General features: G+C 67.8%; 26 protein-coding genes and 1 tRNA gene. 18 read left to right on the forward strand and 9 right to left on the reverse strand.

The window, feature by feature from the left end; all coding sequences use genetic code 11:
- Position 1 precedes the first annotated feature (1 nt).
- The 5 genes from OJF58_RS13210 to OJF58_RS13230 all read left to right on the forward strand — a co-directional run bounded on the left by OJF58_RS13210 (position 2) and on the right by OJF58_RS13230 (position 4,355).
- The gene (locus tag OJF58_RS13210) at positions 2 to 574 is read left to right on the forward strand and encodes a hypothetical protein (RefSeq protein ID WP_300784954.1); all 573 of its coding nucleotides are present in this window, start codon (positions 2 to 4) and stop codon (positions 572 to 574) included.
- A complete protein-coding gene (gene mrdA, locus OJF58_RS13215; protein ID WP_300784956.1) occupies positions 571 to 2,508 on the forward strand; it encodes a penicillin-binding protein 2 in 1,938 nt (645 codons plus the stop codon). The genes OJF58_RS13210 and mrdA overlap by 4 nt, the downstream gene beginning before the upstream one ends.
- Positions 2,505 to 3,641: a rod shape-determining protein RodA gene (rodA, locus tag OJF58_RS13220; RefSeq protein ID WP_300784958.1), complete on the forward strand. Its 1,137-nt coding sequence runs from the start codon at positions 2,505 to 2,507 to the stop codon at positions 3,639 to 3,641. Before mrdA ends, rodA begins: the two co-directional genes overlap by 4 nt.
- 100 nt (positions 3,642 to 3,741) lie before the next feature.
- A tRNA-Lys gene (locus OJF58_RS13225) sits at positions 3,742 to 3,817 on the forward strand.
- Positions 3,818 to 3,947: 130 nt separating this feature from the next.
- Positions 3,948 to 4,355: a PaaI family thioesterase gene (locus OJF58_RS13230; RefSeq protein ID WP_300784959.1), complete on the forward strand. Its 408-nt coding sequence runs from the start codon at positions 3,948 to 3,950 to the stop codon at positions 4,353 to 4,355.
- Positions 4,356 to 4,380: 25 nt separating this feature from the next.
- Here the strand turns inward: OJF58_RS13230 and OJF58_RS13235 are convergent, their stop codons facing one another.
- From OJF58_RS13235 to OJF58_RS13245, 3 genes are all read right to left on the reverse strand, one after another.
- Positions 4,381 to 4,749, reverse strand: a complete 369-nt coding sequence (locus OJF58_RS13235; RefSeq protein WP_300784961.1) for a limonene-1,2-epoxide hydrolase family protein — start codon at positions 4,747 to 4,749, stop codon at positions 4,381 to 4,383.
- Between the two features lie 172 nt (positions 4,750 to 4,921).
- The gene (locus OJF58_RS13240) at positions 4,922 to 5,431 is read right to left on the reverse strand and encodes a DinB family protein (protein WP_300784962.1); all 510 of its coding nucleotides are present in this window, start codon (positions 5,429 to 5,431) and stop codon (positions 4,922 to 4,924) included.
- Positions 5,432 to 5,482: 51 nt separating this feature from the next.
- Entirely contained in the window at positions 5,483 to 6,703 is a 1,221-nt protein-coding gene (locus tag OJF58_RS13245; protein WP_300784963.1) for an MFS transporter, read from the reverse strand.
- Between the two features lie 141 nt (positions 6,704 to 6,844).
- Between OJF58_RS13245 and OJF58_RS13250 the strand changes: the two genes are divergently transcribed.
- Complete coding sequence (locus OJF58_RS13250; RefSeq protein ID WP_300784965.1) at positions 6,845 to 7,921, forward strand: ATP-dependent 6-phosphofructokinase; 1,077 nt, start codon at positions 6,845 to 6,847, stop codon at positions 7,919 to 7,921.
- On the opposite strand, the gene prmB is transcribed toward OJF58_RS13250, so the two are convergent.
- A complete protein-coding gene (gene prmB / locus OJF58_RS13255; RefSeq protein WP_300784968.1) occupies positions 7,918 to 8,805 on the reverse strand; it encodes a 50S ribosomal protein L3 N(5)-glutamine methyltransferase in 888 nt (295 codons plus the stop codon). The genes OJF58_RS13250 and prmB overlap by 4 nt on opposite strands.
- 20 nt (positions 8,806 to 8,825) lie before the next feature.
- Between prmB and OJF58_RS13260 the strand changes: the two genes are divergently transcribed.
- A complete protein-coding gene (locus tag OJF58_RS13260) occupies positions 8,826 to 9,962 on the forward strand; it encodes a CoA transferase (protein WP_300784971.1) in 1,137 nt (378 codons plus the stop codon).
- Positions 9,963 to 10,248: 286 nt separating this feature from the next.
- On the opposite strand, the gene OJF58_RS13265 is transcribed toward OJF58_RS13260, so the two are convergent.
- The 3 genes from OJF58_RS13265 to OJF58_RS13275 form a co-directional block, all read right to left on the reverse strand.
- Positions 10,249 to 10,617: a thrombospondin type 3 repeat-containing protein gene (locus OJF58_RS13265; RefSeq protein WP_300784973.1), complete on the reverse strand. Its 369-nt coding sequence runs from the start codon at positions 10,615 to 10,617 to the stop codon at positions 10,249 to 10,251.
- A 125-nt stretch (positions 10,618 to 10,742) separates the two neighbouring features.
- A complete protein-coding gene (locus OJF58_RS13270; protein ID WP_300784975.1) occupies positions 10,743 to 11,003 on the reverse strand; it encodes a hypothetical protein in 261 nt (86 codons plus the stop codon).
- Positions 11,004 to 11,122: 119 nt separating this feature from the next.
- On the reverse strand, positions 11,123 to 12,646 hold the full coding sequence (locus OJF58_RS13275; RefSeq protein WP_300784977.1) for an amidase family protein: 1,524 nt from the start codon (positions 12,644 to 12,646) through the stop codon (positions 11,123 to 11,125).
- 80 nt (positions 12,647 to 12,726) lie between these two features.
- On the opposite strand from OJF58_RS13275, the gene OJF58_RS13280 reads away from it, so the two are divergent.
- The 8 genes from OJF58_RS13280 to OJF58_RS13315 all read left to right on the forward strand — a co-directional run bounded on the left by OJF58_RS13280 (position 12,727) and on the right by OJF58_RS13315 (position 20,129).
- Complete coding sequence (locus OJF58_RS13280) at positions 12,727 to 13,887, forward strand: thiolase family protein (protein WP_300784979.1); 1,161 nt, start codon at positions 12,727 to 12,729, stop codon at positions 13,885 to 13,887.
- Entirely contained in the window at positions 13,884 to 14,315 is a 432-nt protein-coding gene (locus OJF58_RS13285) for a Zn-ribbon domain-containing OB-fold protein (protein ID WP_300784981.1), read from the forward strand. Before OJF58_RS13280 ends, OJF58_RS13285 begins: the two co-directional genes overlap by 4 nt.
- Before the next feature lie 96 nt (positions 14,316 to 14,411).
- Positions 14,412 to 15,293, forward strand: a complete 882-nt coding sequence (locus OJF58_RS13290) for an ABC transporter permease (RefSeq protein ID WP_300784983.1) — start codon at positions 14,412 to 14,414, stop codon at positions 15,291 to 15,293.
- Complete coding sequence (locus OJF58_RS13295; RefSeq protein ID WP_300784986.1) at positions 15,290 to 16,105, forward strand: ABC transporter permease; 816 nt, start codon at positions 15,290 to 15,292, stop codon at positions 16,103 to 16,105. Before OJF58_RS13290 ends, OJF58_RS13295 begins: the two co-directional genes overlap by 4 nt.
- A 23-nt stretch (positions 16,106 to 16,128) precedes the next feature.
- Positions 16,129 to 17,187 (forward strand): extracellular solute-binding protein, encoded by a 1,059-nt coding sequence (locus tag OJF58_RS13300; RefSeq protein ID WP_300784987.1) that lies wholly within the window; start codon positions 16,129 to 16,131, stop codon positions 17,185 to 17,187.
- A gap of 78 nt (positions 17,188 to 17,265) precedes the next feature.
- A complete protein-coding gene (locus tag OJF58_RS13305) occupies positions 17,266 to 18,243 on the forward strand; it encodes an ABC transporter ATP-binding protein (RefSeq protein ID WP_300784989.1) in 978 nt (325 codons plus the stop codon).
- 9 nt (positions 18,244 to 18,252) lie between these two features.
- Entirely contained in the window at positions 18,253 to 18,924 is a 672-nt protein-coding gene (locus OJF58_RS13310; RefSeq protein WP_300784991.1) for an AroM family protein, read from the forward strand.
- The gene (locus OJF58_RS13315; RefSeq protein WP_300784993.1) at positions 18,921 to 20,129 is read left to right on the forward strand and encodes an FAD-dependent oxidoreductase; all 1,209 of its coding nucleotides are present in this window, start codon (positions 18,921 to 18,923) and stop codon (positions 20,127 to 20,129) included. Before OJF58_RS13310 ends, OJF58_RS13315 begins: the two co-directional genes overlap by 4 nt.
- Here the strand turns inward: OJF58_RS13315 and OJF58_RS13320 are convergent.
- On the reverse strand, positions 20,126 to 20,851 hold the full coding sequence (locus tag OJF58_RS13320; RefSeq protein WP_300784995.1) for a class I SAM-dependent methyltransferase: 726 nt from the start codon (positions 20,849 to 20,851) through the stop codon (positions 20,126 to 20,128). The two genes, OJF58_RS13315 and OJF58_RS13320, sit on opposite strands and share 4 nt — an antisense overlap.
- Positions 20,848 to 21,417, reverse strand: a complete 570-nt coding sequence (locus OJF58_RS13325; protein WP_300784997.1) for an NAD(P)H-dependent oxidoreductase — start codon at positions 21,415 to 21,417, stop codon at positions 20,848 to 20,850. Before OJF58_RS13325 ends, OJF58_RS13320 begins: the two co-directional genes overlap by 4 nt.
- Positions 21,418 to 21,504: 87 nt before the next feature.
- Here OJF58_RS13325 and OJF58_RS13330 point away from each other — a divergent pair, with 87 nt between their 5' ends.
- Genes OJF58_RS13330 through OJF58_RS13340 form a run of 3 tightly spaced genes read left to right on the forward strand, consistent with a single transcriptional unit; the run spans position 21,505 to position 25,198 of the window.
- Positions 21,505 to 22,584 carry a DUF917 domain-containing protein gene (locus OJF58_RS13330; protein WP_300785000.1) on the forward strand — a complete coding sequence of 360 codons (1,080 nt, stop codon included), beginning with the start codon at positions 21,505 to 21,507 and terminating at the stop codon, positions 22,582 to 22,584.
- Positions 22,581 to 23,663, forward strand: coding sequence for a DUF917 domain-containing protein (locus OJF58_RS13335; RefSeq protein WP_300785002.1), 1,083 nt, complete (start codon positions 22,581 to 22,583; stop codon positions 23,661 to 23,663). The genes OJF58_RS13330 and OJF58_RS13335 overlap by 4 nt, the downstream gene beginning before the upstream one ends.
- Complete coding sequence (locus tag OJF58_RS13340) at positions 23,660 to 25,198, forward strand: hydantoinase/oxoprolinase family protein (protein WP_300785004.1); 1,539 nt, start codon at positions 23,660 to 23,662, stop codon at positions 25,196 to 25,198. Before OJF58_RS13335 ends, OJF58_RS13340 begins: the two co-directional genes overlap by 4 nt.
- The last annotated feature ends 1 nt before the right edge of the window (position 25,199 follow it).

A 25,199-nucleotide genomic window follows, 5' to 3' on the forward strand; every position in this document is an offset into this window, starting at 1 on the left:
GATGCGGGCCGACGGGGTCCTCGCCAGGCTCGATCGGGTGGGGCGGCTCGCGCTGCCCGGCACGGTGCTGCTCTTCTTCGTGATCCTCACCCTGGCGCCGCTGCGCGTTCCCTATCTCTCCGACACCCTGCCGCTGCTGCCGGCGTTGGTGGTGTTCCAGTTCAGCCTCGCCACGCCCGAACGCCTGCCGGGGCCGCTGCTCCTGGCGATGGGCGTGCTGCTGGATCTGCTGCTGGGCGGGCCGGGCGCGCCGGTCGGGGTGAGCGCGCTGGGGTTCGTGCTGATCCGCGCCGCCGTGGTCGCCAATCGCCGCTATCTGGTCGGCGTGCCGTTCCTGTTCCAGTGGATCGGCTTCTGCATCCTTTGCTGGCTCTTCATGGTGCTGGTGTGGGGCTTCACGGCCCTCTGGACCTGGACGCCGATCGATCCGGTGCCGGCCATGGCGCAGTATGCCGTGGTGATCGTGATCTATCCGCTGCTCGCGCCGTTGATTGCCCGTGTGCGGCCGCGCGACCCGCTCAACGTGCCCGAGCTGTCGCGCGGCACCGCCGAGCCGGGGGAGACCGCGACGTGATCCGCTTCCGCAAGGACGACGGCGCGCGGGCGGGCCTCTTCACGCGCCGCGCCCTGCTGCTGGGCGGCGCGCAGCTCACGCTGATGTCGGCGCTGGCGGGCCGCCTCTATCAGCTCCAGATCCTCGAAAGCGAGCGCTTCTCCACGCTCGCCGAGGAGAACCGGGTCAACGTCCGGCTGCTCGCGCCGACGCGCGGCCTGATCTTCGATCGCACCGGCGAGCCGCTCGCCGTCAACCGCAACAACTTCCGCGCCATGCTGGCCTCCGACCGCGACCGCGGCCGCAGCGCCGAGATCGTGCTCGGCCGGCTCGATCAGATCCTCGACATCGGCGAGGCCGAGCGCACCCGCCTGCTGCGCGAGCTTCGCCGCAGCCGCAACTTCCAGCCCGTGGTGGTGCGCGAGAATCTCGACTGGGAACAGGTGTCGCGGATCGAGTTCAACGCGCCTGATCTGCCCGGCGTGTTCATCGATATCGGCCAGACGCGCGACTATCCGCAGGGCGAGCTCATGAGCCATATCGTGGGCTACACGGGCCGCGTCTCGGAGGAGGATCTCGCCGGTCGCGACGATCCCCTGCTGCAGCTCCCCACGATACGCTTCGGCAAGAAAGGGGTGGAGCGGGCGCTCGAGGACGACCTGCGCGGTCATGCCGGTGCGGTGCAGGTCGAGGTCAACGCCGTCGGCCGCATCGTGCGCGAGCTCGATCGCACCGAAGGGCAGCCCGGCGACAATGTGCTGCTGACGGTCGATGTCGAGCTGCAGCGCTTTGCCGCCGACCGCCTGCGCGCCCAGCAGGCCAACGCCGAGCACAAGAGCGGCTCGCTGGTCGTGATGGATATCGTCACCGGCGACATCCTCGCCATGGTCTCCGAGCCGGGCTTCGATCCCAATGTCTTCGCCCGCGGCATCACGCCGGCCGAATGGCGCGATCTGCTGGAGGATCCGGCCCATCCGCTCAACAACAAGGCGATCGCCGGCGTCTATCCGCCGGGCTCGACCTACAAGGTCGCGGTCGCACTCGCCGCGCTCGAGTCGGGAGCCATCGACGGCGGGACCATCCTCAACTGTCCCGGCTTCATCGAGCTCGGCAACATCAAGTTCCATTGCTGGTGGAAGGGCGGCCACGGCGGACTCAACGTGGTCGGTGGAATTTCCAATTCCTGCGACTGCTTCTTCTACCAGGCGGCGCAGCGCACCGGTGTCGACAAGATCGACGAGATGGCGACGAAGCTGGGCTTCGGCCAGGTGAGCACGCTCGGCCTGCCGGGCGAGGCGGCGGGCAACCAGCCGTCGCGCGCCTGGAAGCAGGACAAATACAACGTGCCCTGGCAGCCGGGCGACACCTTCAATCTCGGCATCGGCCAGGGCTACATGACGGCCACACCGCTGCAGCTTGCCATCATGACGTCGCGCATCGCCAACGGCGGCTACGACGTGCAGCCGAACCTCCTGCTCGCCAAGGCGGCGCCGCGCCAGGAGCTGGCGCCGCCCACGCCGCAGCTCAAGGTTTCGGCCTCCTCGCTGCGCATCGATCGCAGGCATCTCGCCCTGGTGCACGAGGGCATGAACCAGGTGGTGAACTCGCCCACCGGCACGGCAGCCCAGCTCCGCCTCGATGCCGAGAACAAGCCGATCGATCCCGCCTTCCACTTCGCCGGCAAGACCGGCACCGCGCAGGTCAAGCGCATCACCGAGCGTGAGCGCGCCATGGGCATCACGCAGGAGCAGCTTCCCTGGCACCTGCGCCACCACGCGCTGTTCGTCTGCTTCGGTCCGGTCGACAATCCGCGCTATGCCTGCGCCGTCGTGGTCGAGCACGGCATGGCGGGCGGCGCGACCGCCGGCCCGATCGGCCGCGACGTCCTGCTCGAGACCATGAAGCGCGATCCGTCGCGCCGGCTCGACCGCTTCCGCAAGACGGCCTCGCTATGACCTCGCTCTCGCTCGGCGCGCCCGCGCCCATCGGCTTCGGCGAGAAGCTCTGGCGCATCAACTGGGGGCTGGTCCTGGTCCTCAGCCTGATCGCCGGCATCGGCGTGGTGGCGCTCTACTCGGCGGCCGGCGGGCATTTCGAGCCGTGGGCGGCCAAGCATGCCATCCGCTACGGCGTCGCCCTCGCGCTGATGCTGGTGGTGGCGCTGGTGCATCCGAAGGTCTGGCTGTCGCTCGCCTGGCCGCTCTATATCGCCTCGCTGCTGCTGCTGGTCGCGGTCGACGTCGCCGGCAAGATCGGCATGGGCGCCCAGCGCTGGCTGGTGATCGGGCCGCTGCAGGTGCAGCCGTCGGAGATCACCAAGGTCGCGGTGATCCTGGTCCTGGCGCGCTACTATCACGGCCTCAGCCGCGAACAGGCCGGCCGCCTGGTCTACACGCTGGCGCCGGTCGTCGTGATCCTGGCGCCGGTCGGGCTGGTGATGGTGCAGCCCGATCTCGGCACGGCCATGATGGTGATGCTTGGCGGGGCGGCGCTGCTGTTCGTAGCCGGGGTGCGGCTCTGGATGTTCCTCGCCGCCGCCGTCTGCGCGGTCGGCTGCCTGCCGATCGCCTGGACCTTCATGCACGAATACCAGCGCAAGCGGGTGCTGACCTTCCTCGACCCCGACCGCGATCCGCTGGGCGCGGGCTATCACATCACCCAGTCGAAGATCGCGATCGGTTCGGGCGGCCTGTTCGGCAAAGGCTTCCTGCACGGCACGCAATCCTCGCTCAACTTCCTGCCCGAGAAGCAGACCGACTTCATCTTCACGACCTTCGTCGAGGAATGGGGCATGGTCGGCGCCTGCGTGCTGCTGGCGCTGTTCGCCCTGGTGCTGATCTGGGGCTTCTCGATCGCGCTGCGCAGCCAGCATCACTTCGGCCGCCTGGTGGCGCTCGGCGTGACCGCGATGATGTTCCTCTACGTCTTCATCAACACCGCCATGGTGATGGGGCTCCTGCCGGTGGTCGGCGTGCCGCTGCCGCTGGTGAGCAACGGCGGCACGGCCATGGTCTCGGTCATGTTCGCCTGCGGCCTGCTGATCGGGGTGAATGTCTACCGCGATGCGCAGTTGCCGCTGGCGCGGTGAAATCGCCGCAGATTCGCCGAAATTCCCCGGCCCGGGGCTATCGACAAGCCGGAACCGCCTTGCTATAGCCCGCCCGCTTGCGGCAATGGCCCGAACGAACGGGCGCATAGCTCAGTTGGTAGAGCAGCTGACTCTTAATCAGCGGGTCCCAGGTTCGAGCCCTGGTGCGCCCACCATTGCCGGACAGAGCAAAGGCCCCGCTGTGCGGGGCTTCTTGCTGTCTGATGGGTATGTCACCAATGATGACGAGGCAGGGGAGACGGACGGTCGGGCTCACCCGCGGCGACAGCCAGAGGCGAAAGAAGAATGACTGACATTCCGGATGGCTACCAGCCGCTCTTGGAGACGGAGGGATTCATCGGTCTGTCGGGGCCGTTCTTCTGGCGTCGTGACGAGGAAGGGCATTTCGTCTACGGCTTTCGCAGCGACGCCCGCCATGGCAATCCCAACGGCGTGCTTCACGGGGCCGCTATCATAACGCTCGTCGACACGATCCTCGGCCATGCCGTTGTCTGCGCCACGGGCCGACAGTGCGCCACGGTTGCGCTCACGTCGCAGTTCGTCGCCGGCGTTCCGACCGGAGGATGGGTATCGGGCCGGGCGGAGATCCGCAAGCTGACGAGGTCGCCGGCCTTTCTCGATGCCGAAGCGTGCGCCGGCGACACGCTGCTTCTGACGGCGACCGGCATATTCCGGGTGTTCGAGCCGCAATAGGCCGGCCGCACGCAACGCTCCGGCCTCAGCCGAATGCCCGGGTGTAGGTCGCCATGTCGAAATAGTCGCGCCACACGTTGATCTTTCCGTCCCGCATCTCGAATACGCCGGTGCAGGGAAGCTCCACGCGGCGGTCGCCGATCCGGGTCCTGTCGACGCGCTCGGCGACGACGATATCGTCGTGCGACAGGAGACTGACGATTTCCCATGCCGTCTCCGACCAGCCCGAGACGAACCGATCGATGTAGGGCAGCAGTTTTTCTCGGCCGGTCACCGGCGGCAGCATCATGTTGTGATAGGTGCCGTCGTCCGTGAAGAAGGTGACGAGTTCCTTTGCGTCCAGCCGCGACCATGCGGCGATGAATGAACGAACGGCCGCCTCGTTCTTCGACATGGCGATGCTCTCCGTAGCGAGTCCTCTCCCGACGCCGGCCGGTGGATCGGTGCCGTCATTGGTTCGGGCCCACGCGAAGAAGATTGGGCGAATGCCGCCGGCTTGTCCCGATCCGAGCGACCACGGATGGCGTTCCGAGCGCCGATTGCGCCCGAACGCGGTCGCCCTCCGGTCACGCCGTAGAGATGGCGCCGAGGCGCTGGAAGTAGAGCAGGTCGAGTTCGGGCGCGGGCTTGCCGAGCGCCGTCAGGATCGTGTGGGCCTGGCCGCGATGATGGGTCTGGTGGTTGAACCAGTGGTCGAGTGCGGGCATCAGCGGCTGGACGAATTCCTCCGGCGTGGAGACGCGACGGTAGCGGATGACGCCGGCGAGCCGCGCCTCGTCGAGGCTCTCGACGTAGGCGACGATCCGGCGGTCCTCGTCCTCGCGCGCCTGCCGCAATTCATCGAAGCGATCGTGCAGGATGGCGTCGAGCCGTTGCGGCGCATCGCCTTCGCCGGTGAAGCGATGCAGCCAGATGCGGTCGGTCGCCAGCAGGTGGTTGAGCGTGCCGTGCATCGACCTGAAGAAGGCGCCCTTGTCGGCGCGGTACTCGCGGTCGGAAAGTGTCGCGGCGGCGTCGTAGAGCCGCCGGTTGGCCCACGCATTGTAGGCCGCGAACCGGAGATAGTGCGCTCTCATGCGCGTATCCTGCGGCCGCCGGGGTCCGCTGCTCAAGATTGATCGAGCCGGTCAATCGAATTTTTGGCCGATCTTCAAGGGCACCACCGCCGCGAAGCCCAGCATGCCCGCGGCCAGCGCGAACGCGATCGCCCATCGATGGTCTCCCGAGAGATCGACGATCGCGCCGGCCAGGGGCGGCCCGATGACCGCGGCGATGCCCGAGGCGGTGAAGAAGGCGCCGAGCACCGCACCCAGATCCCGCGTCCCGAAGGCCTCGATCAGCACGCCCGGCATCAGGGCGATACGGACTCCGTAGGCCAGGCCCAGAACGACGGTGAATCCGACCAGCGACGCGTAGGACGTCGCCGCGAGCCACCAGCCATAGCTCGCGGCCATGGCGAAGACCGAGATCTTGAAGAGGGTCACGATGCCGATCCTGCTGCCCAGGGCGCCGATGCCGACGCGGCCGAGAATGCTTACGCCGCCGAACAGCGAGAGCAGCGCCGAGGCCGCCACCGGGCCGACGCCGCGCTCGAGCGCGAATGCCGGCAGGTACACGAAGGGCACGAACAGCGCCGTGGTGGCGAGCACCCACGAGACGTAGAGCAGGACGAACGCGCGCGAGCGGACCGTCCGACCCAAGGGGCGGTGTTCCTCCGCCCCTGCCAGCGGCGGCGACGCCACCACGGCGGCGCAGATGGCGAGCAGGCCGGCGCTACCGACACCCAAGACCATGAAGGCGGTGCGCCAGCCGAAGGCGGCGATCAGGGCGGCGGCGGCCAGCGGCACGATCAGCATGCCGCATCCCGTTCCGGCGGCGGCAAGACCGAGCGCGGTGGTGCGGTGCCTGGCGAACCATCCGCCGACCAGCGCGAGAGTAGGCACGTAGACGCAGGCCGCGCCGAGGCCGACTCCGAGACCATAGACGAGGTAGCCGATCCACAGCTGCTGCAGGAGGCTGGCAAGCACCAGACTCGCGCCCATCAGGGCGGCGCCCGTGCCGACCACGGGGGCCGGGCCGAATCGATCGCTCAGACGGCCGGTGAGCGATCCGGAGAGGTAGAAGACGAGGCCGGTGATCGAGAACAGGACCGAGGTGGCTGCGTGGCTCACCTGGAATTCCGCCGCAATGGGCTCGAGAAAGACGCCGAAACTGTAGGTGACGCCGAAAACCACGAAGCCCGCCACGAAGGCTGCCGCCACGATCAGCCAGGCGCGCACCGAGTCGGGTTTTCCCGTGGCGCGGGGGAGGGCCGGCTTGCGTCGGGCGGCGAATTCGGCTGGTTTCACGGCGTGCGCGTCTTCCGGTTGAACGGGCGACGGACATTCCTTCGCCGACCGCAAGGTGATGGCGCGCCGACATGCCCGCTATCCGGTTTCGTCCGTCATATTCGGTGGCGGCCGAATGCCGGGGTTCGGGTGGAGGACGCCATGACGAAGCGGATCGGCATTCTCACGAGCGGCGGCGACTGCGCCGGCCTGAACGCCACCATCCGGGCCGTGGCGCTGCGCGCCCATCACGGTTACGGCTGGCAGACGGTGGGCATCCAGCGCGGCACGCTCGGCCTGCTGTCGCGCCCGGTGGGCGCGATCCCACTCGATCCGAGCCGGCTGGATGCGGCCATTGCCCGCCAGGGCGGGACGTTCCTCGGCAGCACCAACTGGGGCAATCCCTTTGCCTTCCCGATGCCGGACGGCAGCGTGAAGGACAGGTCGGGCGAGATGGTGGAGGGGTTGCGCAGCCTCGAGCTGGACGGGCTGATCGGCGTCGGCGGCGACGGCAGCCTCGCCATCCTTCGGCGGCTGCTGGAGCCCGTCGACATTCATTTTATCGGCGTGCCCAAGACGATCGACAACGACGTGCACCGGACCGAGCGTGCGGTCGGCTACTCGACCGCCGTGGCGATCGCGACGGAAGCGCTCGACCGCCTCCATCCCACGGGCGCGAGCCACGACCGTGTCATGGTGCTGGAGGTGATGGGCCGCGATGCCGGTCACATCGCGCTGGCGGCGGGCATCGCCGGCGGCGCCGACGTGGTGCTGATCCCCGAGGTGCGCTGGCGGCTGCCGGTCGTCGTCGATCACATCGCCACCCTGCGGCGCACGGCCCGCACATCGGCGCTGGTCGTCGTGGCGGAAGCGGCGGGCAGCTCCGAAGAAGGCCGACCGAAGGCCGAGACTATCCCGGCCGAGGTGAGCGTCGGCGAATGGCTGGCCCACCGCCTGACCGCCGCGACAGGAGCGGAATCGCGCGCCACCGTGCTGGGCCACGTCCAACGCGGCGCCATGCCGACCGCCGAGGACCGCCTGCTTGCCTCGGCGCTCGGCGTGCGCGCGGTCGATCTCCTGGCCGCCGGCAAGGCCGACCGCATGGTGGCCTGGTGGAACCGCACCGTGATCGACGTGCCGCTGGAGAAGGTGGTCGGCCGCTCGCGCACGCTCGACATCGACGGCGCCATGATCCGCACCGCCCGCGCGCTCGGCATCTGCCTGGGCGACGGCGCCTAGAGATCCGCGCGCGCGATCCAGAACACCTCGCCCTGGCTGAGCTCGGTGTCGAGCCAGACGAAAGGCAGTCGGGGGCAGGCGCGCTCCAGCGCCCCTCGGCCACGTCCGATCTCGCAGACGAGGCCACCGTTCTTCGTCAGGTGGCGATTCGCCTGGCCGAGGATGCGGCGCACCAGGTCCAGTCCATCGTCGCCGGCCACCAGGGCCATGCGCGGCTCGTGCCGGTACTCGGGCGACAGCCTCGCCATGCCGGCCGCATCGACATAGGGCGGGTTGCTGATGATCAGGTCGTAACGCTTGCCGCTCAGCGGCTGGAAAAGGTCGCCGCGATGCAGCGCGATGCGGTCCGCCAGGCGATGCTTGCCGACGTTGCGCCGGGCCAGCGCCAGCGCTCCGGCGGAAAGGTCGACGGCGTCGATGCGGGCGCGCGGGAAGGCCAGCGCCGCCAAGATCGCGAGGCAGCCCGAGCCCGTGCAGAGGTCGAGCACACGCCTCACGCGGCGCGGATCGGCGATGGGCAGGGCGGACCGGGCCAGAAGATCGCCGATGAAGGAGCGGGGAATGAGCGACCGCCGGTCGATCTGGAACCGCACGCCGTGCATATAGGCGGCGCCCAGCAGATAGGGCGCCGGCATGCGCAGGCTCACGCGCGCATCGATCAGCGTGAGAAGCCGCGCCCGCTCCGCCGCGGTCGGCCGGAGATCGAGCCAGGGTTCGATGTCGTGGATGGGCAATCGCAGCGCTTCGAGCACCAGGAAAGCCGCCTCGTCGACCGCGTTGGTGGTACCGTGACCATAGGCGAGGCGCGCGGCCCGAAAGCGCCGCACCGCCAAATGGAAGAAATCGCCCAAGGTGACGAGAGAAGATTTGGAGGCCGCGCGCATGCCAGCCTAGATTAGCCGACATGGCAGGCGCACTCGACGGCTTGGTGGTTCTCGACCTGACGACGCATCTGTCGGGTCCCTTTTGCGGCATGCAGCTCGGCGATCTCGGTGCCGACGTGATCAAGGTGGAGAGCCCGCAGGGTGATTCGATGCGCGGTGCGCCGCCCTTCGTCGAGGGCGAATCGGCGCCCTTCATGCTGTGGAACCGCAACAAGCGCGGCGTCCGCCTCGACCTCAAGGACGCGGCCGACCTCGAGATTTTCTGGGGCCTCGTCGACCAGGCCGACGTCATGCTGGAGAATTTCCGGCCGGGCGTGATCGACAAGCTCGGCATCGGCTGGAAGGCGCTGCATGCGCGCAATCCCAGACTGGTGCTGGGCTCGATCTCGGGCTTCGGCCAGACCGGACCCTATGCCCGGCGCGGTGGCTTCGACCTCGTGATACAGGCCATGTCCGGCCTGATGTCGGTCACCGGGCCGAAGGACGGGCCGCCCTATCGCATTCCGCTCGCCATCTCCGACGTTGGCGCAGGGCTCTATCTCACGATTGCCGTGCTGGCGGCCCTGCAGGCTCGGCAGAAGACGGGGCAGGGCCAGTGGGTGGAGACGTCGCTCCTGGAGGCGACGGTGTCGCTCGGCGCCTACGAGGCGGCGAACTATTTCGCCACCGGCAAGCGGCCGGAGAAGCTCGGCCAGGGTCATCGCGGCTCGTCACCCTACCAGGTGTTCCAGACCGCGGACGGCTGGCTGACGATCGGTGCGGCACAGCAGAACTTCTTCCGCCGGCTTTGCGAGATGATCGGCAAACCCGACCTCGCCGACGATCCGCGCTTCAAGACCAATGCGCTGCGCGTCAGGAACAACGACGCGATCGTGGCGATCCTGCAGACGGAGCTTGCGAAGCGCACGACGGCCGAGTGGATGACGGCCCTCGAAGCGGAAGGCATTCCGGCCGGCCCGGTGCTGCACCATGACGAGGTCTTCGCCGACCCGCAGATGCTGGCCCGCGACATGGTCGTCGAGGTCGAGCATGCCAGGGCGGGCCGGCAGAAGACGCTCGGTGTGCCGATCAAGATGTCGGCGAGCAAAACCGGCGTCCGTCGCGCCGCGCCGACGCTGGGCCAGCACGACGGCGAGCTGAAGAAACGTCGGCGTTGAGCCGCTCGAGGCGCCATTAACAAGAAACAGCGGTTGAGGGGGTGTCCTCCCGATCGGCCGCTTCGCATGCGCCGGCACTGCATGAGCGCAACTGGAGTTGCGCGCTCCGATGAGCGTTCGGAGGAGCGCGCCACTCCCGTGGCGCAATCTTCGCGTTTCGTTCCCGAGGGTCGGCTTCGCCGGCGGCGAACTCAGTGGTGCAGTCTTCCTTTTCGTGGCTCTCGCGAGGGGCGAACGCCGGACGGCACATCGCAAACGTGACCAGAGCCGCGCACTCGGTCGGGCATCACCAGTGGCGCTGCCGGCGGTCGGGCACGCCGTCGCCGTTCTTGTCGCGGTCATAGCGATCCGGGACGCCGTCGTGATCGCGGTCGCGCGCGTGGTAGCGCGGCGGCGATGCCACCGGCACGGGCACGTAGCGCGTCCGGGTCACGACCGGCGGCCGCGGCGTGTAGGGCGTGTAATAGTAGTTGGTGACCGGCGCCGGCCGGTAGTAGCGGGGCTGGCTGTAGTAGCTGCTCGAATAGTAGCCGCCGCTGTAGCCATTGTAGTAACCGGGGCTGCTGTAGCCGTAGCCCGTCGGATAGCCGGCCGCGACGCAGCCCGCCGTGGAAAGCCCGAGTGCCGCCGTGATCAGCCAGATTGCCTTGCCCATGTCGCCTCCGCGGGGGTCGCTGTCGAGAGACCTTCCCATCAGGCATCTACGGCGGCGACAATGGCGGGCGGGCGGCGCAATCGGGTTATGTTGAAGGCAGCGCGTCCTGCCGACCGGCATTCGGCCTAGCCGTCGGATCGCCGATCCTGCCAGAAGCCGTAGTCGTAATGGTGGTGATGGTGATGATGCCACCGATGGGCGTAGCCGTACGGCCCATATCCATAATAGGATGGCCGGTACCCATAGTAGGACGACCGGTATCCATAGCCGTAGTAGGCTGGTCGGCCATAGTAGTAACTGTTGGGATAGCCGTAACCACCATAGTAGGCGCAGCCGGCCGTCGAGATCAGCAGGCCGGCGCCGATGACCAGCTTGAGCATGCGCATGATCGCCTCCCTGGGCAGCCCGCATTCGGGCTCCAGGGAGATAACGAAACCGATGGTGGCGGCTCGGCGGCGTTACGAAGGTTTGATGAAGGCCGCGGGGCCGCGCCGACGACGCCGATCTAGAGAGCGGCCGGTGCGGGTCCGCGCGTCGGCTTGGCGTTGCGCTTGGGCGGATGGGTGACGATCGATTTCAGCGCCGGCACCGACTTCTCGAGCTTCTTCAGGTTGGGCAGCGGGCGCCGAAGCTCCGGAATGCCGTTGAAGGCCTGCTCCATCGCGTGTGCGGCGCCCAGCACCTCGCCGTCGCCGCGGAAGCGGCCGATCACCTGGAGGCCGAAGGGCATCTTCTTGTGGTCGGTGCCGCAGGGCAGCGAGACCGCAGGATTGCTCGTCAGGGTGATCCAGTAGGTGGGCGCGAGCCAGTGGTAGTAGTTGCGCAGCTTCTTGCCTTCCAGTTCCTCGACATAGAGCTGCTTCCACGGGAACGGCGTCACGCCGATCGTGGGCCCGAGCACGAGGTCGTAGTCCTTGTAGAGCTCCTGGAACATGCGGAAGATCCTGGTCTGCTCGCCATGGGCCCAGGCGAAGTCCGCGAGCGTCATCTTGGCGCCGATCTCGTAGTTGGCGCGGATGTTGGGGCCGAGCAGCGCCTTGTTCTTCTCGTAGGCCTCTCGGTAGCGCGCGACGAAGTTGACGGCGCGGATGACGTCGAAGCAGCGGTCGGCCTCGCCGAAATCCATCGTCACCCGATCGACGCGGCGGAAGAGATGCTTCATCGCCTTAATTTTGGCGCGCATCGTGGCGCGGATGCCCTTCTCGACCGGCGTGCCGCCGAAGTCCTCCGTCCAGGCGACACGCAGGCTGCCGAGATCGACCGGCCACGGCTCGGCGAAGGCGGCGCCCTCGACCGGGAAGGACAGCGGATCCGTGTCGTGCTGGCCGATCTGCGTCGCGTAGAGCAGGCAGGTGTCGGCCACCGTGCGGCCCATCGGTCCCAGCACCGAGATCGGCGTCCAGCCCATGCCGCGGCGCTCGACCGCGACCATGCCAGGCGAGGGACGGAAGCCGACCACGCCGCAAAGCGCGGCCGGAATGCGCAGCGAGCCGCCGGTGTCCGAGCCGGTGCAGACTGGCAGCATGTCGGTCGCCAGTGCCACCGCCGAGCCGCCCGACGATCCGCCGGGATTGAGCATCGGATTGAAGGGATTGCCCGTCGCGCCCCAGACAGGGTTGCGGCTGTTGGCGCCGGCGCCGAACTCCGGAACGTTGGTCTTGCCGACCACCACCGCGCCCGCCGCGCGCACGCGCGCCACCATCACATTGTCCCAGGCCGGCACGAAATCGCGGTAGAGCGGCGAGCCGTAGGTGGTGAGAAGACCCTTGGTCTCCTCGAGATCCTTGATGCCCGTCGGCAAGCCGTGCAGCAGCGGCAGGTCCTCGCCGCGACGCACCGCCGCCTCGGCTGCCTTCGCTTCCTTGCGTGCGCGCTCCACGCACATGGCGGTCACCGCATTGACTGCCGGATTGATTCTCCTGATGCGCCGGAGACTCGCTTCCAGCAATTCGACCGGCGAAATTTCCTTCGTCCCAATACGCCGGCGCAGCTCCACCGCCGACAATGCAAGCAGCTCTTCGTTGGCCATCGATCTCCCTTTCGTTGGCCGGACCTTAGCCCTTCCCGTCTCGCCGAGGGAAGGGCACGATGGCCGCGGAGGATAAGAGCATGGCGCATGCGCTCCGCGACAAGGCCGCCATCAGCGGCATCGGTGAGACGGCTTACACGCGCGGCACGACCAAGAGCGGGCTTGCCCTGCAGCTCGAGGCGAGCCTCAAGGCGATCGACGATGCGGGATTGAGCCCGCGCGACATCGACGGCGTCGTTCCTTATTTTCCCGGCGGCGGCATCGCCGAGGACTTCATCGCCAATCTCGGTCTGCCCGACCTCGCCGTGTCGGCATTCGTTCCGATGGGCGGCGCCAGCTGCGTGGCGGCGTTGCAGATGGCGGCGATGGCGGTCGCGACCGGCGTCTGCCGGAACGTGCTGATCTCCGTGGGCCGCACAGGCTATTCCGGCGCGCGTGTCAGCACGCGTCTGCAGCAGTTCCCGCAATTCGCGCTGGCGGCCGAGTTCGAGGCGCCGATCGGCATGTTCGCGCCGGCCCAGCTCTACGCCCAGGGCGCGCGCCGTCACATGGAACTCTACGGTACCACGACGCGGCAGTTCGCCGAGGTCGCCGTGGTGACGCGCCGGCACGCGATCCTGAACGGCAATGTGGTGATGAACAAGCCGCTCACCGTCGAGGAGCATCACGCCTCGCGCATGATCGCCGATCCGTTCCGGCTCTACGATTGCAGCCTGGAGAGCGACGGCGGCGCCGCCGTGGTCGTGAGCGCCAGCGATCGGGCGCGCGATCTGCGGCAGCGGCTGGTGACGATCTCGGGTGTGGCCGAGGGCCATCCCGAGTCGCCGGCGTCAATCGCCCAGCGTCCGGACCTGCTGGAATTCGGCCTCGCCAAGGCCGCGCCGCGCGCTTTCGGCATGGCCGGTGTGGGGCCGAAGGACATCGACGTGGCCGAGATCTACGACTGCTTCACCTTCACCGTCATCAACCAGCTCGAGCTGCTGGGCTTCTGCAAGAAGGGCGAGGGCGGGCCATTCGTGATGGACGGCCGCATTGCGTTGGGCGGCGAGCTGCCGATCAACACCCATGGCGGCCTTTTGAGCCAGGGCCATGTCGTCGGCCTCAACCACGTGGTCGAGCTCACGCGTCAGCTTCGGCACGCTGCCGGCAAGGCGCAGGTGAAGGATGCCGAGCTGGGGCTCGTCACCGGCTACGGCGACATGGGCGACGGCTCGGTCGCGATCCTGAGGAGGGCCGCATGAGCACCGTCTCCGCCGCGACTCCGCCAGTGCCTGAACGGCCGCTGCCGACGCCGACGCGCGACAGCCAGCCCTACTGGGATGGCCTGCGCGAGGGTCGGCTCATGCTCCAGCACTGCGCCGGATGTGGAAAGGTGCGGCACTATCCGCGCCCCGTCTGCCCGCACTGCTTTTCGATGGAGAGCCAATGGCGCCAGGCCCCGCTCGACGGCCGCATCCATAGCTGGACCGTCTGTCATCATCCGTTCAACTTCTTCTTCAAGTCGACGACGCCCTACACCATCGCGCTGGTCGACATGGCGGCCGGCGTCCGGATCAATGCACCCTTGCGTGGGATGGCGGAGAGCGCGCTGAAGATCGGCGCACCCGTGCGGCTGGCGTTCGAGCCGGTGAGCAAGGACGTGACCCTGCCCTATTTCGTCCCGGGCTGATCGAATGTCATGTCATTCCTCGCTAGGCTCGGGGTGACATCGTACGATGGTCACCGGCATGGACCGGCGCATCGCCTTGCGCCACCATGACGGTGCATGCCCTCCGCCGCCTCCCGCCGCCCGTCGCCGATCGCCTGGCTGATCGCGCCGGCACTGCTGCTGTTCGTGCTCTTCTTCGTCCTGCCGTTCGCCATCATGGCGGCGATGTCGTTCTTCTCGTCGAACCCGATCGGCAACCCCCACGCCGTGATGACGACACGCCATTACGAGCGCTTTATCGTAGATTCGGCCGGCATCTTCCACGATGCGCTGTGGGAGACGCTGCGCATCGGCCTCGTCACGACCGTGGTTTCGCTCCTGATCGGCTATCCGCTGGCGCACTGGATGGCCCGCATGCAGTCCCGGCTCGGCCATGCGCTGGCGCTGATGGCGGTGATCACGCCGCTGCTCACCGGCATCGTCGTGCGCACCTTCGCCTGGATGACGATCCTGCAGGACAAGGGTGTCATCAACACGACGCTGATTGCCTGGGGCCTCATCCATAAACCCCTGCCGCTGATGTACAACGAGTTCGGCACGGTGGTGGCGCTGGTCCATATCTACGTGCCGTTCATGATGCTCACCCTGATCGGGGTCATCGGCCGCATCGACGAGCGGCTGGAGCAGGCGGCGCGCAGCCTGGGGGCGGGCCGCCTGCGGGCCTTCGTCGAAGTCACCTTGCCGCTCAGCCTGCCGGGCATCCTGGCCGGCTCGCTGCTCGTGTTCGCGCTCTCGATCAGCGCCTACGTGACGCCATCTCTGATGGGCGGGACGGCAGTGCTCACTCTGCCCATGCTGATCGCCCAGCAGGTCGGCACCAGCTTCAACCCGGGTTTCGCCGGCGCGCTGGGCGTGGTTCTGCTCAGCGTCTCGCTCGTGATCGTGATCGCCTACAACCGCATCCTGGCGCGGCTCGCCGGCGAGCAGGGGCTGGCATGAGCGCCGCCCTCAACAGACGGCCGTTCGATCTCGGCAAGGCGGCCTATCTCGGCCTCAATCTCCTGCTGCTGGCGTTCTTGCTGGTGCCGATCGCGATCATCCTGGTGTTCGCGCTCAACCCGACGCCCTACATCTCCTTCCCGCCCGTCGGCGTCACCCTGCACTGGTTCGACAAGTTCTTCGAGACCGGCGACTTCATGCGCTCGTTGTGGCTGTCGCTCTGGATCGCCGCCTGCGTGCTGGTGCTGTCGGTCGTGATCGGCGGGGCCTGCGCCCTAGCGCTGGCGCGCGGCCGGCTGCCGGGACAGGCGTTCCTCACCGCCTTCTTCATGTCGCCCTTGATGCTGCCCGCCATCCTGACCGGCCTGGCGCTGTTCCAGAGCTATCTGCTGGCCGGGATCGGCCGCCCGGTCTGGGGCCTGATCATGGCCCATACGCTGATCGCGGTGCCCTATGTGCTGCGCACGACGCTGGCCGTCCTGCACAATTTCGACCGCCGCATCGAGGAGGCGGCCTCGGTGCTGGGAGCGAGCCCAGCCCGCGTCTTCTTCGAGGTCACCCTGCCGCTCATCCAGCCAGGCGTGTTCGCGGGCGGCGTGTTCGCCTTCATCGTCTCGTTCGACCAGTTCCCGGTCTCGCTCTTCCTCGTCGTTCCCAAGGGCGAGACGCTGCCGGTGGTGCTGTTCAACTACATGAAATTCGACCTCGACGGCGCGATCGCGGCGGCGTCGATGGTCTCCATCCTGCTGGCGCTTGCCGTCGTGCTGACGCTGGAAAGGCTGATCGGCCTCAAGGCCTACGTTAAACTCTGATCGTCAAACAGGAGATTTCGACCATGACCTCACGTCCTCCCGTCTCAAGACGGACCATGCTGCGGGCCGGCGCCAGTCTGGCCGCCGCCGCGTCGTTCGGCGCGCCCGCGATCCTCCATGCCGAGACCAAGACGCTCAAGATCACCACCTGGGGCGGCAAGTGGGGCGACATCATGAAGGGCACGGTCCTGCCGGCCTTCGAGAAAGAGCATGGCTGCACCGTGTCGGCCGACCAGGCCTTCCCCTATGTGCCCAAGCTGCAGGTGAGCCCCAGGAACGATCCGCTCTACGACGTGCTGCACACCAACTCCAACGAGCAGTGGCTCGCGGTCGTCGACGGGCTGGTGATGGACAGGATCACGGCCAAGGAGGTGCCGAACGTCGCCGATGTCTACCCCTATGCGGTGAGCGACAAGATCGTCGGCGTCTCGATCTTCACCAGCGCGATCGGGCTCGGCTACCGCACCGACAAGGGCATCACGCCGCCCAGGTCGTGGAAGGACCTGGCCGATCCCAAGCTCGCCGGCGCCCGCGGCGGCTATCTCATCCCGGTGAACAGCCTCGGCCAGTGCCATCTCATGATGCTGGGCAAGGTCTACGGCAAGGGGCTGCAGGATCTCGACGCCGCCTACAAGGCGCTGGAGCAGCTCAAGCCCATCAAGCTGGTCGATTTCACCGGCCAGATGGAGAAGATGCTGCTGTCGGGCGAGGTGACCGAGGGCGTCATCCACGATTCCGGCGTTTACCGCTACGACGGCCAGAACCAGCCGGTGGACTTCGCCAGCCCGAGCGAGGGCGTGATGGCGCTGGAGCAGGTGCTGAACGTGACACCGGGCTCCAAGGTGAAGGAGCTGGCCTTCGCCTACATCGACTACATGCTGCGGCCCGACGTGCAGAAGCTGCTGGCCGAGGGTGTCTGGTACTCGCCGGCGAACAAGAAGGTGAAGCTCGAGGCCAAGTATGACGCCAAGCTCCTCACCACACCGGCGAAGGTCGCGACCCTGATCCAGCCCGACTGGAAATGGTACAACGCCCGCAAGGACGATATCGACGCCCGCGTGACGAAGATTCTGAAAGGCTGATCGAGGGTGTCATCCCGAGCGCAGCGAGGGATCTTTAAGAGCCCTCGGCCTTCGGCCTCGAATGACACTGTGTAGTGCATGACTTCCGCCGCCATCAAGCTCCAACACGTCACCAAGACCTTCGACGGCAAGGTGGTTGCCGTCGACGGTGTCACACTCGACATCAGGGCGGGCGAGTTCTTCTCGCTGCTGGGGCCGTCGGGCTGCGGCAAGACCACGTCGCTGCGCATGATCGCGGGCTTCGAGATGCCCGACACCGGTCGTGTCCATGTCGGCGGCCAGGACATCACAGACGTTCCCGTGCATCGCCGCGACATGGGCATGGTGTTCCAGTCCTATGCGCTCTTTCCCCATCGCACGGTCGCGGAGAACGTGGCCTTCGGCCTGCGCATGCGCGACGTGCCCAGGCCCGAGATCGCCAAGCGCGTCGCCGCTGCCCTGGCGCAAGTCGCGTTGACGGGACTTGAGGATCGGCGGCCGGGCCAGCTTTCCGGCGGTCAGCAGCAGCGCGTGGCGCTGGCGCGGGCGCTGGTGATCGAGCCGCGCGTGCTGCTGTGCGACGAGCCACTGGGCGCGCTCGACCGCAAGCTCCGTCAGCAGATGCAGTTCGAGCTGAAGGAGCTGCAGCGGCGGCTGGGCGTCACGCTGGTGTTCGTGACGCACGACCAGGAAGAGGCGCTCGCGATGAGCGACCGCATCGCCGTCATGAACAAGGGCAGGGTCGAGCAGGTCGGCGCGCCGACCGAGATCTACGAGCGCCCGCGCACCCGCTTCGTCGCCGACTTCATCGGCGAGATCAATCTCCTGGACGACGGTCCCCGTCCCGGTGCGCTGCGGCCCGAGAAGATCCGGCTGGTGCCGGCCGCCCAGGCGCGGCTCAGGGGCACGGTCGAGACGGCGAACTTTCTGGGCGGCGCGACGCTTTATCGTGTGGCGGCGGGCGGTCGCACGTTCCTTGCCCGCGAAACGCATTCCGGCGACCGCAGCCCACGGGCGGCCGGCGATGCGGTGGGACTTGCCTGGAACGACGCCGACGTGGTGCCGTTGGAATCATAGGAGGGGAGCATGGGTCGCACTCTCGGCATCGTCACCATCGGTCAGGCGCCGCGCGACGACATCGCCGCGCTCTTTGCCCGACATGCGCCCGCGAGCACCAGGGTCGTGCTGCGTGGCGCGCTCGACGGGCTGAGCGATGTCGAGGTCGACAAGCTCAGACCCGAGAGTGGCGGGGATACGCTTTACACGCGCCTGCGCGGCGGCCGCGACGTGAAGATCTCCAAGAAGGCGGTGATCGCCCGCTCGCCGCGAGCGCTGGCCAGGCTGCGCGAGGACGGCTGCGATGCGATCGTCTATGCCTGCACCGGCGACTTCCCGCCCATGGAAGGCGACGAGGGCGTCCTTTTCCCGTCTCGCGTCCTGAACGGGCTCGCGACCGGCCTGCTGCCCAAAGGCCGTCTGGGGCTTCTGATCCCGCTTGCCGAGCAGGCCGAGAAGCTCGCCTCCAAATGGGCGCGTCCGGGACTCGAGGTCGTGGCCGAGGCGCTGGCGCCGAGCGCCGACGCAAAGGAAGCCGACGCGGCGGCACAGCGGCTGGCGGCCAAGAAGCCCGACCTCGTCGCCATGGATTGCATGAGCTACACGCCCGCGACCAAGGAGCAGGTGAAGCCGGCGCTCGGCGTGCCGACCTTGCTTGCCATCACGGCGACCGGCCGCGTGCTGCGCGAAATGCTCGAATGAAGGTCGGCTGCTGCATCGTGGGCGGCGGCCCGGCCGGCATGATGCTGGGCTTCCTGCTGGCGCGCGCCGGCGTCGATGTGGCGGTGCTCGAAAAACACGGCGATTTCCTCCGTGACTTCCGCGGCGACACGGTCCATCCCTCGACGCTCGGCGTGATGGACGAGCTCGGCCTGCTCGACGATTTCCTGGCGCTGCCGCACCAGAAGCTGTCGCACTTCGCGGCGCAATTCGGTGAAGAGTCGGTCGATATCGCCGACTTCAGCGGCCTGCCGCCACGCATCCGATACATCGCCATGATGCCGCAATGGGATTTCCTCGATTTCCTGGCCGCGAGGGGCAAACGATATCCCCGCTTCAAGCTCCTGATGAACGCCGAGGCGAACGCGTTGGTGGAGCATGGAGGTCGCGTGGCGGGCGTGCGCGCGACCGCGGAAGGCCGGGATCAGGAAATCCGGGCGGATCTGGTGGTGGGGGCCGACGGCCGGCACTCGACCGTCCGGGCCGCGGCGGGGCTGCAGGTGGACGATATCGGCGCGCCGATGGATGTCTTGTGGTTCCGCTTGCCGCACCGCAATGGCGATCCGGCCGAATTCATGGGCCGGTTCGATATCGGCAGCATCCTGGTCCTGCTCGATCGCGGCGACTACTGGCAGTGCGCCTATGTCATTCCCAAGGGCTCGGCGGAAAAGGTGCGGGCCGAGGGCATCGGGAAGGTGCGGCAGACGGTGAGTCGCCTGATGCCGGCTTTTGCCGACCGCGTCGGCGAGCTTCGGACAATGGACGATCTCAAGCTCCTCACCGTCGGCGTCGATCGGTTGCGGACTTGGTGGAAGCCGGGCGTGCTCTGCATCGGCGATGCCGCCCATACGATGTCGCCGATCGGCGGCGTCGGCATCAACATCGCCATCCAGGACGCGGTCGCCGCCTCGAACATCCTCGCCGCGCCGCTGCGCGAAGGGCGGCTGAAGGACTCCGACCTCGCCGCGGTCCAGCAACGCCGGCTGTTCCCGGCGCGGGCGACGCAGGCGATGCAGGTGTTCCTGCAAAAGCGCGTGATCGCGGCGTCGCTCTATGGCCGCGGCGGCACGATGAAGGTGCCGTTCTTCATGCGCCTGCTGCAGTGGTTCCCGTTCCTGCGCCGACTGCCGGCCCGGCTCCTGGGCCTCGGCGTGCGGCCCGAGCACGTCCGTACAAGCCCTGCTTAACGGGCGGCTGCGACCAGCAGGAAAGGCGGGCGTTCGCGTTCGCAGGCCCATTCGGGATGCGCGGCGACCTGATCGTCGGTCGGTCCCCACTCCTCCATCCTCAGGATGGAGAAGCCGGCGGCAATCAGCAGGTTGAGATAGGTCGCGATCGTGCGATGGTGCTTGACGACACCCTTGGCGAGCCAGTCGGTCGTGCGCGGCCCTTCGTCGAGATAACGATCGACCGCCCAGACCTCGCGGTTGTCCTCCGTTCGCCAGCCCGGCCGGTCAGGCGCGGTGTAGATCGGGTGCTCGATCGAGAAAACGAACCGGCCGCCAGCGACCAGGGTGCGATGGATCTGGCGAAACAACACAGCAAGCTTGTCGAGGTAATGCAGCGTGAGGGAGCTGTACACGAGATCGAATGCGGCGTCGTCCAGGGTCAGCGTCTCGAGGTCGGCCCGGCGATAGCCGATGGCGCGATCCGACGTCATCTCGCGGGCGCGCGCCAGCATGTTCTCCGAGACATCGATGCCCAGCACCTGGCGCGCGCCGGCCTCGCGCGCGAAGCGGCAGAACCAGCCGAAGCCGCAGCCGAGATCGACCACCCGGCGGCCTCGCAGTTCCGGCAGCATGGCGCGCAAGGCCGGCCATTCCGGCGCTCCATCCAGGCCATGGATGGAACGCGGCAGCGCGCTGTAGCCCGCGAAGAACTCCGGGTTGTCGTAGACGTTCTGCGTCACTTCACCGTGGCCGCCGCCTTCGCCTGACGGATGGCGAGCGCCAGCGCGACACCGAAATCCACCAGCAGCTTGCCCGTCGCCTCGTCGGTGAGCTTGCCGTCGACGAACTTGCTTTGCGCCACGCCGATCATGACCTCGGGCTTGTTGATCGGCCGGCCGTCGAGGAACACCAGCGTCTGGCGCAGTTGATACTGTGCCCGCGCGGTCCCGAGTGCGCCGCCCGAAGCGCCGAACAGGCCGATCGTCTTGCCGGCAAAGGGTTGGGGCGTCATGCGCGACAGCCAGTCGATGGCGTTCTTCAGCACGCCCGAGATTCCGTAGTTGTACTCCGGGGTCACGAACAGAACTCCGTCGGCCGCCAGAATGGTCTTTTGCGCCGCCTGCACCTTGTCCGGAAAGCCCTGGGCCTGGATGTCCGCGTTGTAGAGCGGCCAATCGCCGATCTCGATGGTGTCGATCGTCATGTCCTTGGGGGCACGCTCGATGAAGGCCTGCAGCGCCATCCGGTTGAACGATCCCTTGCGCAGGCTGCCGCAGAAGGCGGCGAGCTTGATGGACTCAGGCATTGCGTATTGTCTCCGCTGGAAGTGGTCCCTTTGTCAGCCGTGAGGCAGCCGGCTACATAGAAGGCGCTGGAGGAGTTGGCAAACGCAATGCCGCTAAGCGACATCACACTTGATGACATCGAATCGCTGGCCGTGGGCGCCTGGATCCTGGGCACCGGCGGCGGCGGCAGCCCTTATCTCGGCCTGCTCAACATGCGGGCGCTCTACAGGGAAGGCTATCGCGTTCGGCTCATGCCGGCTTCCGAGCTCGCCGACGACGACTGGGTGGCGGCTGTCTCGAACATGGGCGCACCGCTGGTGGGCCAGGAGCGCCTGACGGACAGCCGCACCATCGCTCGCGCCGTCGATCTGATGGAGCGTCATACCGGCTACACCTTCCGCGGCATCATGGCGCTCGAGATCGGCGGCGGGAACTCCATCCAGCCCTTCATGGCGGCGGCACACCTCAAGCGTCCCGTGATCGACTCCGACATGATGGGTCGGGCCTATCCGGAGGCCCAGATGACCTCGGTCGCGGTCGGCGATCTCAGGCCCTGTCCGCTCACCACCGTCGACGTGCGCGGCCTGGAATCGGTGGTCGAGAAGGTGCCGACCTGGAAATGGATGGAGCGCGTGAGCCGCAAGATCTGCGTCGAGTACGGCTCGATCGCCTCGACCTGCAAGGCCCCGCGCACCGGCGCCGAGGTCAAGAAGTGGGGCATCCACGGCACGACGACCAAGGCGATCGCCATCGGCCGCGCCGTGCGCGAGGCCCAGCGCAAGCACGAGGACCCCGTCGCCGCGATCCTGAAGGTCGAGCCTGGCAAGGTCCTGTTCCGGGGCAAGGTGGTCGACGTCGAGCGTCGCGCCACCGAAGGCTTCCTGCGTGGCAGGACGAAGTTCGACGGCATGGACGACGATCGCGGCTCGGTATTCGAGATTGCCTTCCAGAACGAGTGGATCGTGGCCTGGCGCGATGGCAAGCCGGTCGCCATGTCGCCGGATTTGATCTGCGTGCTCGACTCGGTGGCCGGCGAAGCGGTCGGCACCGAGACCATTCGCTACGGCCAGCGGGTCACGGTGATCGCACTGCCGCCGCCGCCGGTGTTCCTGTCCGAAAAGGGCCTGCAGCATGTCGGCCCGCGCGCCTTCGGCTACGACATCGACTTCAAGAGCGTGTTCGCGTGAGCCTGCGCGAGATCACATCGGACGACATCGAGTCGCTCGCCGTCGGTGCCTGGATCCTGGGAACCGGTGGCGGCGGCAATCCCTATCTGCCGCTTCTCAACATGCGGGCGCTCTACCGCGAGGGCCATCGCGTGCAGCTCATGGACGCCGCCGATCTCGCCGACGACGACTGGGTCGGCACCGTCGCCAACATGGGTGCGCCGCTCGTGGGCCAGGAGCGGCTGACGGACAGCCTGACGCTGGCGCGCGCCGTCAGCGTGATGGAGGAGCATATCGGCCAGCGCTTCCGCGCCCTCATGAGCATGGAGATCGGCGGCGCCAACGGCGTTCGCCCGCTGATGGCGGCGGCGCACCTCGGGCGGCCGGTGCTCGATTGCGACACCATGGGCCGGGCCTATCCCGAGGCCCAGATGACCTCGGTCTCGGTCGGCGGCCTCACACCCTATCCGCTGAGCGCCGTCGATGTGCGCGGTCTCGAATCGATCGTGAAGAAGGTGCCGAGCTGGAGATGGACCGAGCGGATCGCCCGCAAGATCTGCGTCGAGTACGGCTCGGTCGCCGCGACCTGCCAGCCGCCGCGCACCGGCGCCGAGGTCAAGAAATGGGGCATTCACGGCACGACGACCAAGGCGATCGCCATCGGCCGCGCCGTGCGCGAGGCCCAGCGCAGGCATGACGATCCCGTTGCCGCCATCCTGTCGGCCGAGCCGGGGAAGCTGCTCTACAAGGGCAAGGTGATCGACGTCGCCCGCCGGGCCACCGAGGGTTTCCTGCGCGGCGTGGTGCGCTTCGACGGTCTCGACGACTGGAGGGGCTCGGCGATGACGATCAACTTCCAGAACGAATGGATCGTGGCGTCGCGCGACGAGGCGCCGGTCGCCATGACGCCCGACCTGATCTGCGTCCTCGACTCGGTGTCGGGCGAGGCGGTCGGCAGCGAGACCATCCGCTACGGCCAGCGCGTCACCGTGATCGCCCTGCCGCCACCGGCGGTCTTCCTTTCGCCGAAGGGGCTGGAATATGTCGGCCCGCGCGCTTTCGGCTACGACCTCGAGTTCAGGAGCGTGTTTTCGACATGAGACGCATCGGCATCGACGTGGGCGGCACCAATACCGACGCCGTCCTGATCGAAGAGGGCAAGGTGATCCGCGCCGTCAAGGCGCCGACCAGCGAGGATGTCACGACCGGCATCCTGGAGTCGCTCGGGAGCCTGGGCGCGACCGGCGTGCTGAAGGGCAAGCAGATCGACGGCGTGATGATCGGCACCACGCATTTCATCAATGCCGTGGTGCAGCGCCGGCAACTGACGAAGGTCGCGGCGCTGCGGCTCGGTATGCCGGCCTCGGCCTCCCTGCCGCCGTTCTGCGACTGGCCGGAGGACCTCGCGATGCTGGTGCGCGGCGGAGTCTGGATGGTCGAGGGCGGGCACGAATACGACGGCCGGCCATTCATGCCGCTCGACGAGGCGGCCGTGACGGAGGCGGCCCGGGAGATGAAGGCGGCCGGGCTGAAGTCGGTCGGCATCTCGGCGATCTTCTCGCCGCTCGATCCGTCGCACGAGCGCCGCGCGGCCGAGCTGGTGGCTGAGGTGATGCCTGACGCCGTCATCACCTGCTCGTCCGATCTCGGCCGCATCGGCCTCCTGGAGCGCGAGAATGCCGGCCTGCTGAATGCGGCGCTCGCCGATCTGGCGCGCGACACGATCGCCGCCTTCGAGCAGGCGATCCGCGATTCCGGCATCGCCGCGCCGCTGTTCATCACCCAGAACGACGGCACCGTCGCCGAGGCCGGCCAGGCGCGGCGCCTGCCGGTCTACAGCTTCGCCTCCGGCGCCACCAACTCCATGCGCGGCGCGGCCTATCTCTCCGGGTTGCAGGACGCCATGGTGATCGATGTCGGCGGCACCACGACCGATGTCGGCCAGCTCAAGCACGGCTTCCCGCGCGAGGCCAACTCGGTGGTGAAGGTGGGCGGCGTGCGCACGCTTTTCCGCATGCCCGACCTGCTGTCGATCGGGCTGGGCGGCGGCAGCCATGTCGAGCTCGATCCCGTGAAGGTGGGGCCTGTATCGGTCGGCTACCGCCTGCTGATGGACGGCATCGCCTTCGGCGGCAGGCAGCTCACCACGACCGACGTCGCGATCGCCGCCGGCCTGCTGGCGCTGGGCGACAAGGCGAAGGTGGCGCATCTCGATGCGGCCGCCTGCCGGAAGGTGTTTGCCGAGGCGGCAAGAATGGCCGAGGAGGCGATCGACCGCATGAAGACGGAAGCGGGTGATGTGCCGCTGATCGCCGTGGGCGGCGGTGCTTTCCTGATCCCCGAGAGACTTCCGGGTGTCTCCCGGGTGATGCACGTCGAGCATGGCGACTGCGCCAATGCCGTGGGCGCGGCCATCGCCCAGGTATCGGGCGAGTGCGATCAGATCTTCAAGGATCTGTCCCGCACCGAGGCGCTGTCGGCCGCGCAGGGCATCGCCAACGATCGCGCCGTCGCCGCGGGCGCCGAGCGCGCGACGCTCAAGACGATCGAAAGCGAGGACATGCCACTCGCCTACCTGCCCGGCAATTCGGTCCGCGTCCGGGTGCGCGTGGTGGGCGACGTCGCGGCGAGTTGAT

The sequence above is a fragment of the Enhydrobacter sp. genome, from assembly GCF_030246845.1.
GTDB lineage: Bacteria > Pseudomonadota > Alphaproteobacteria > Reyranellales > Reyranellaceae > Reyranella.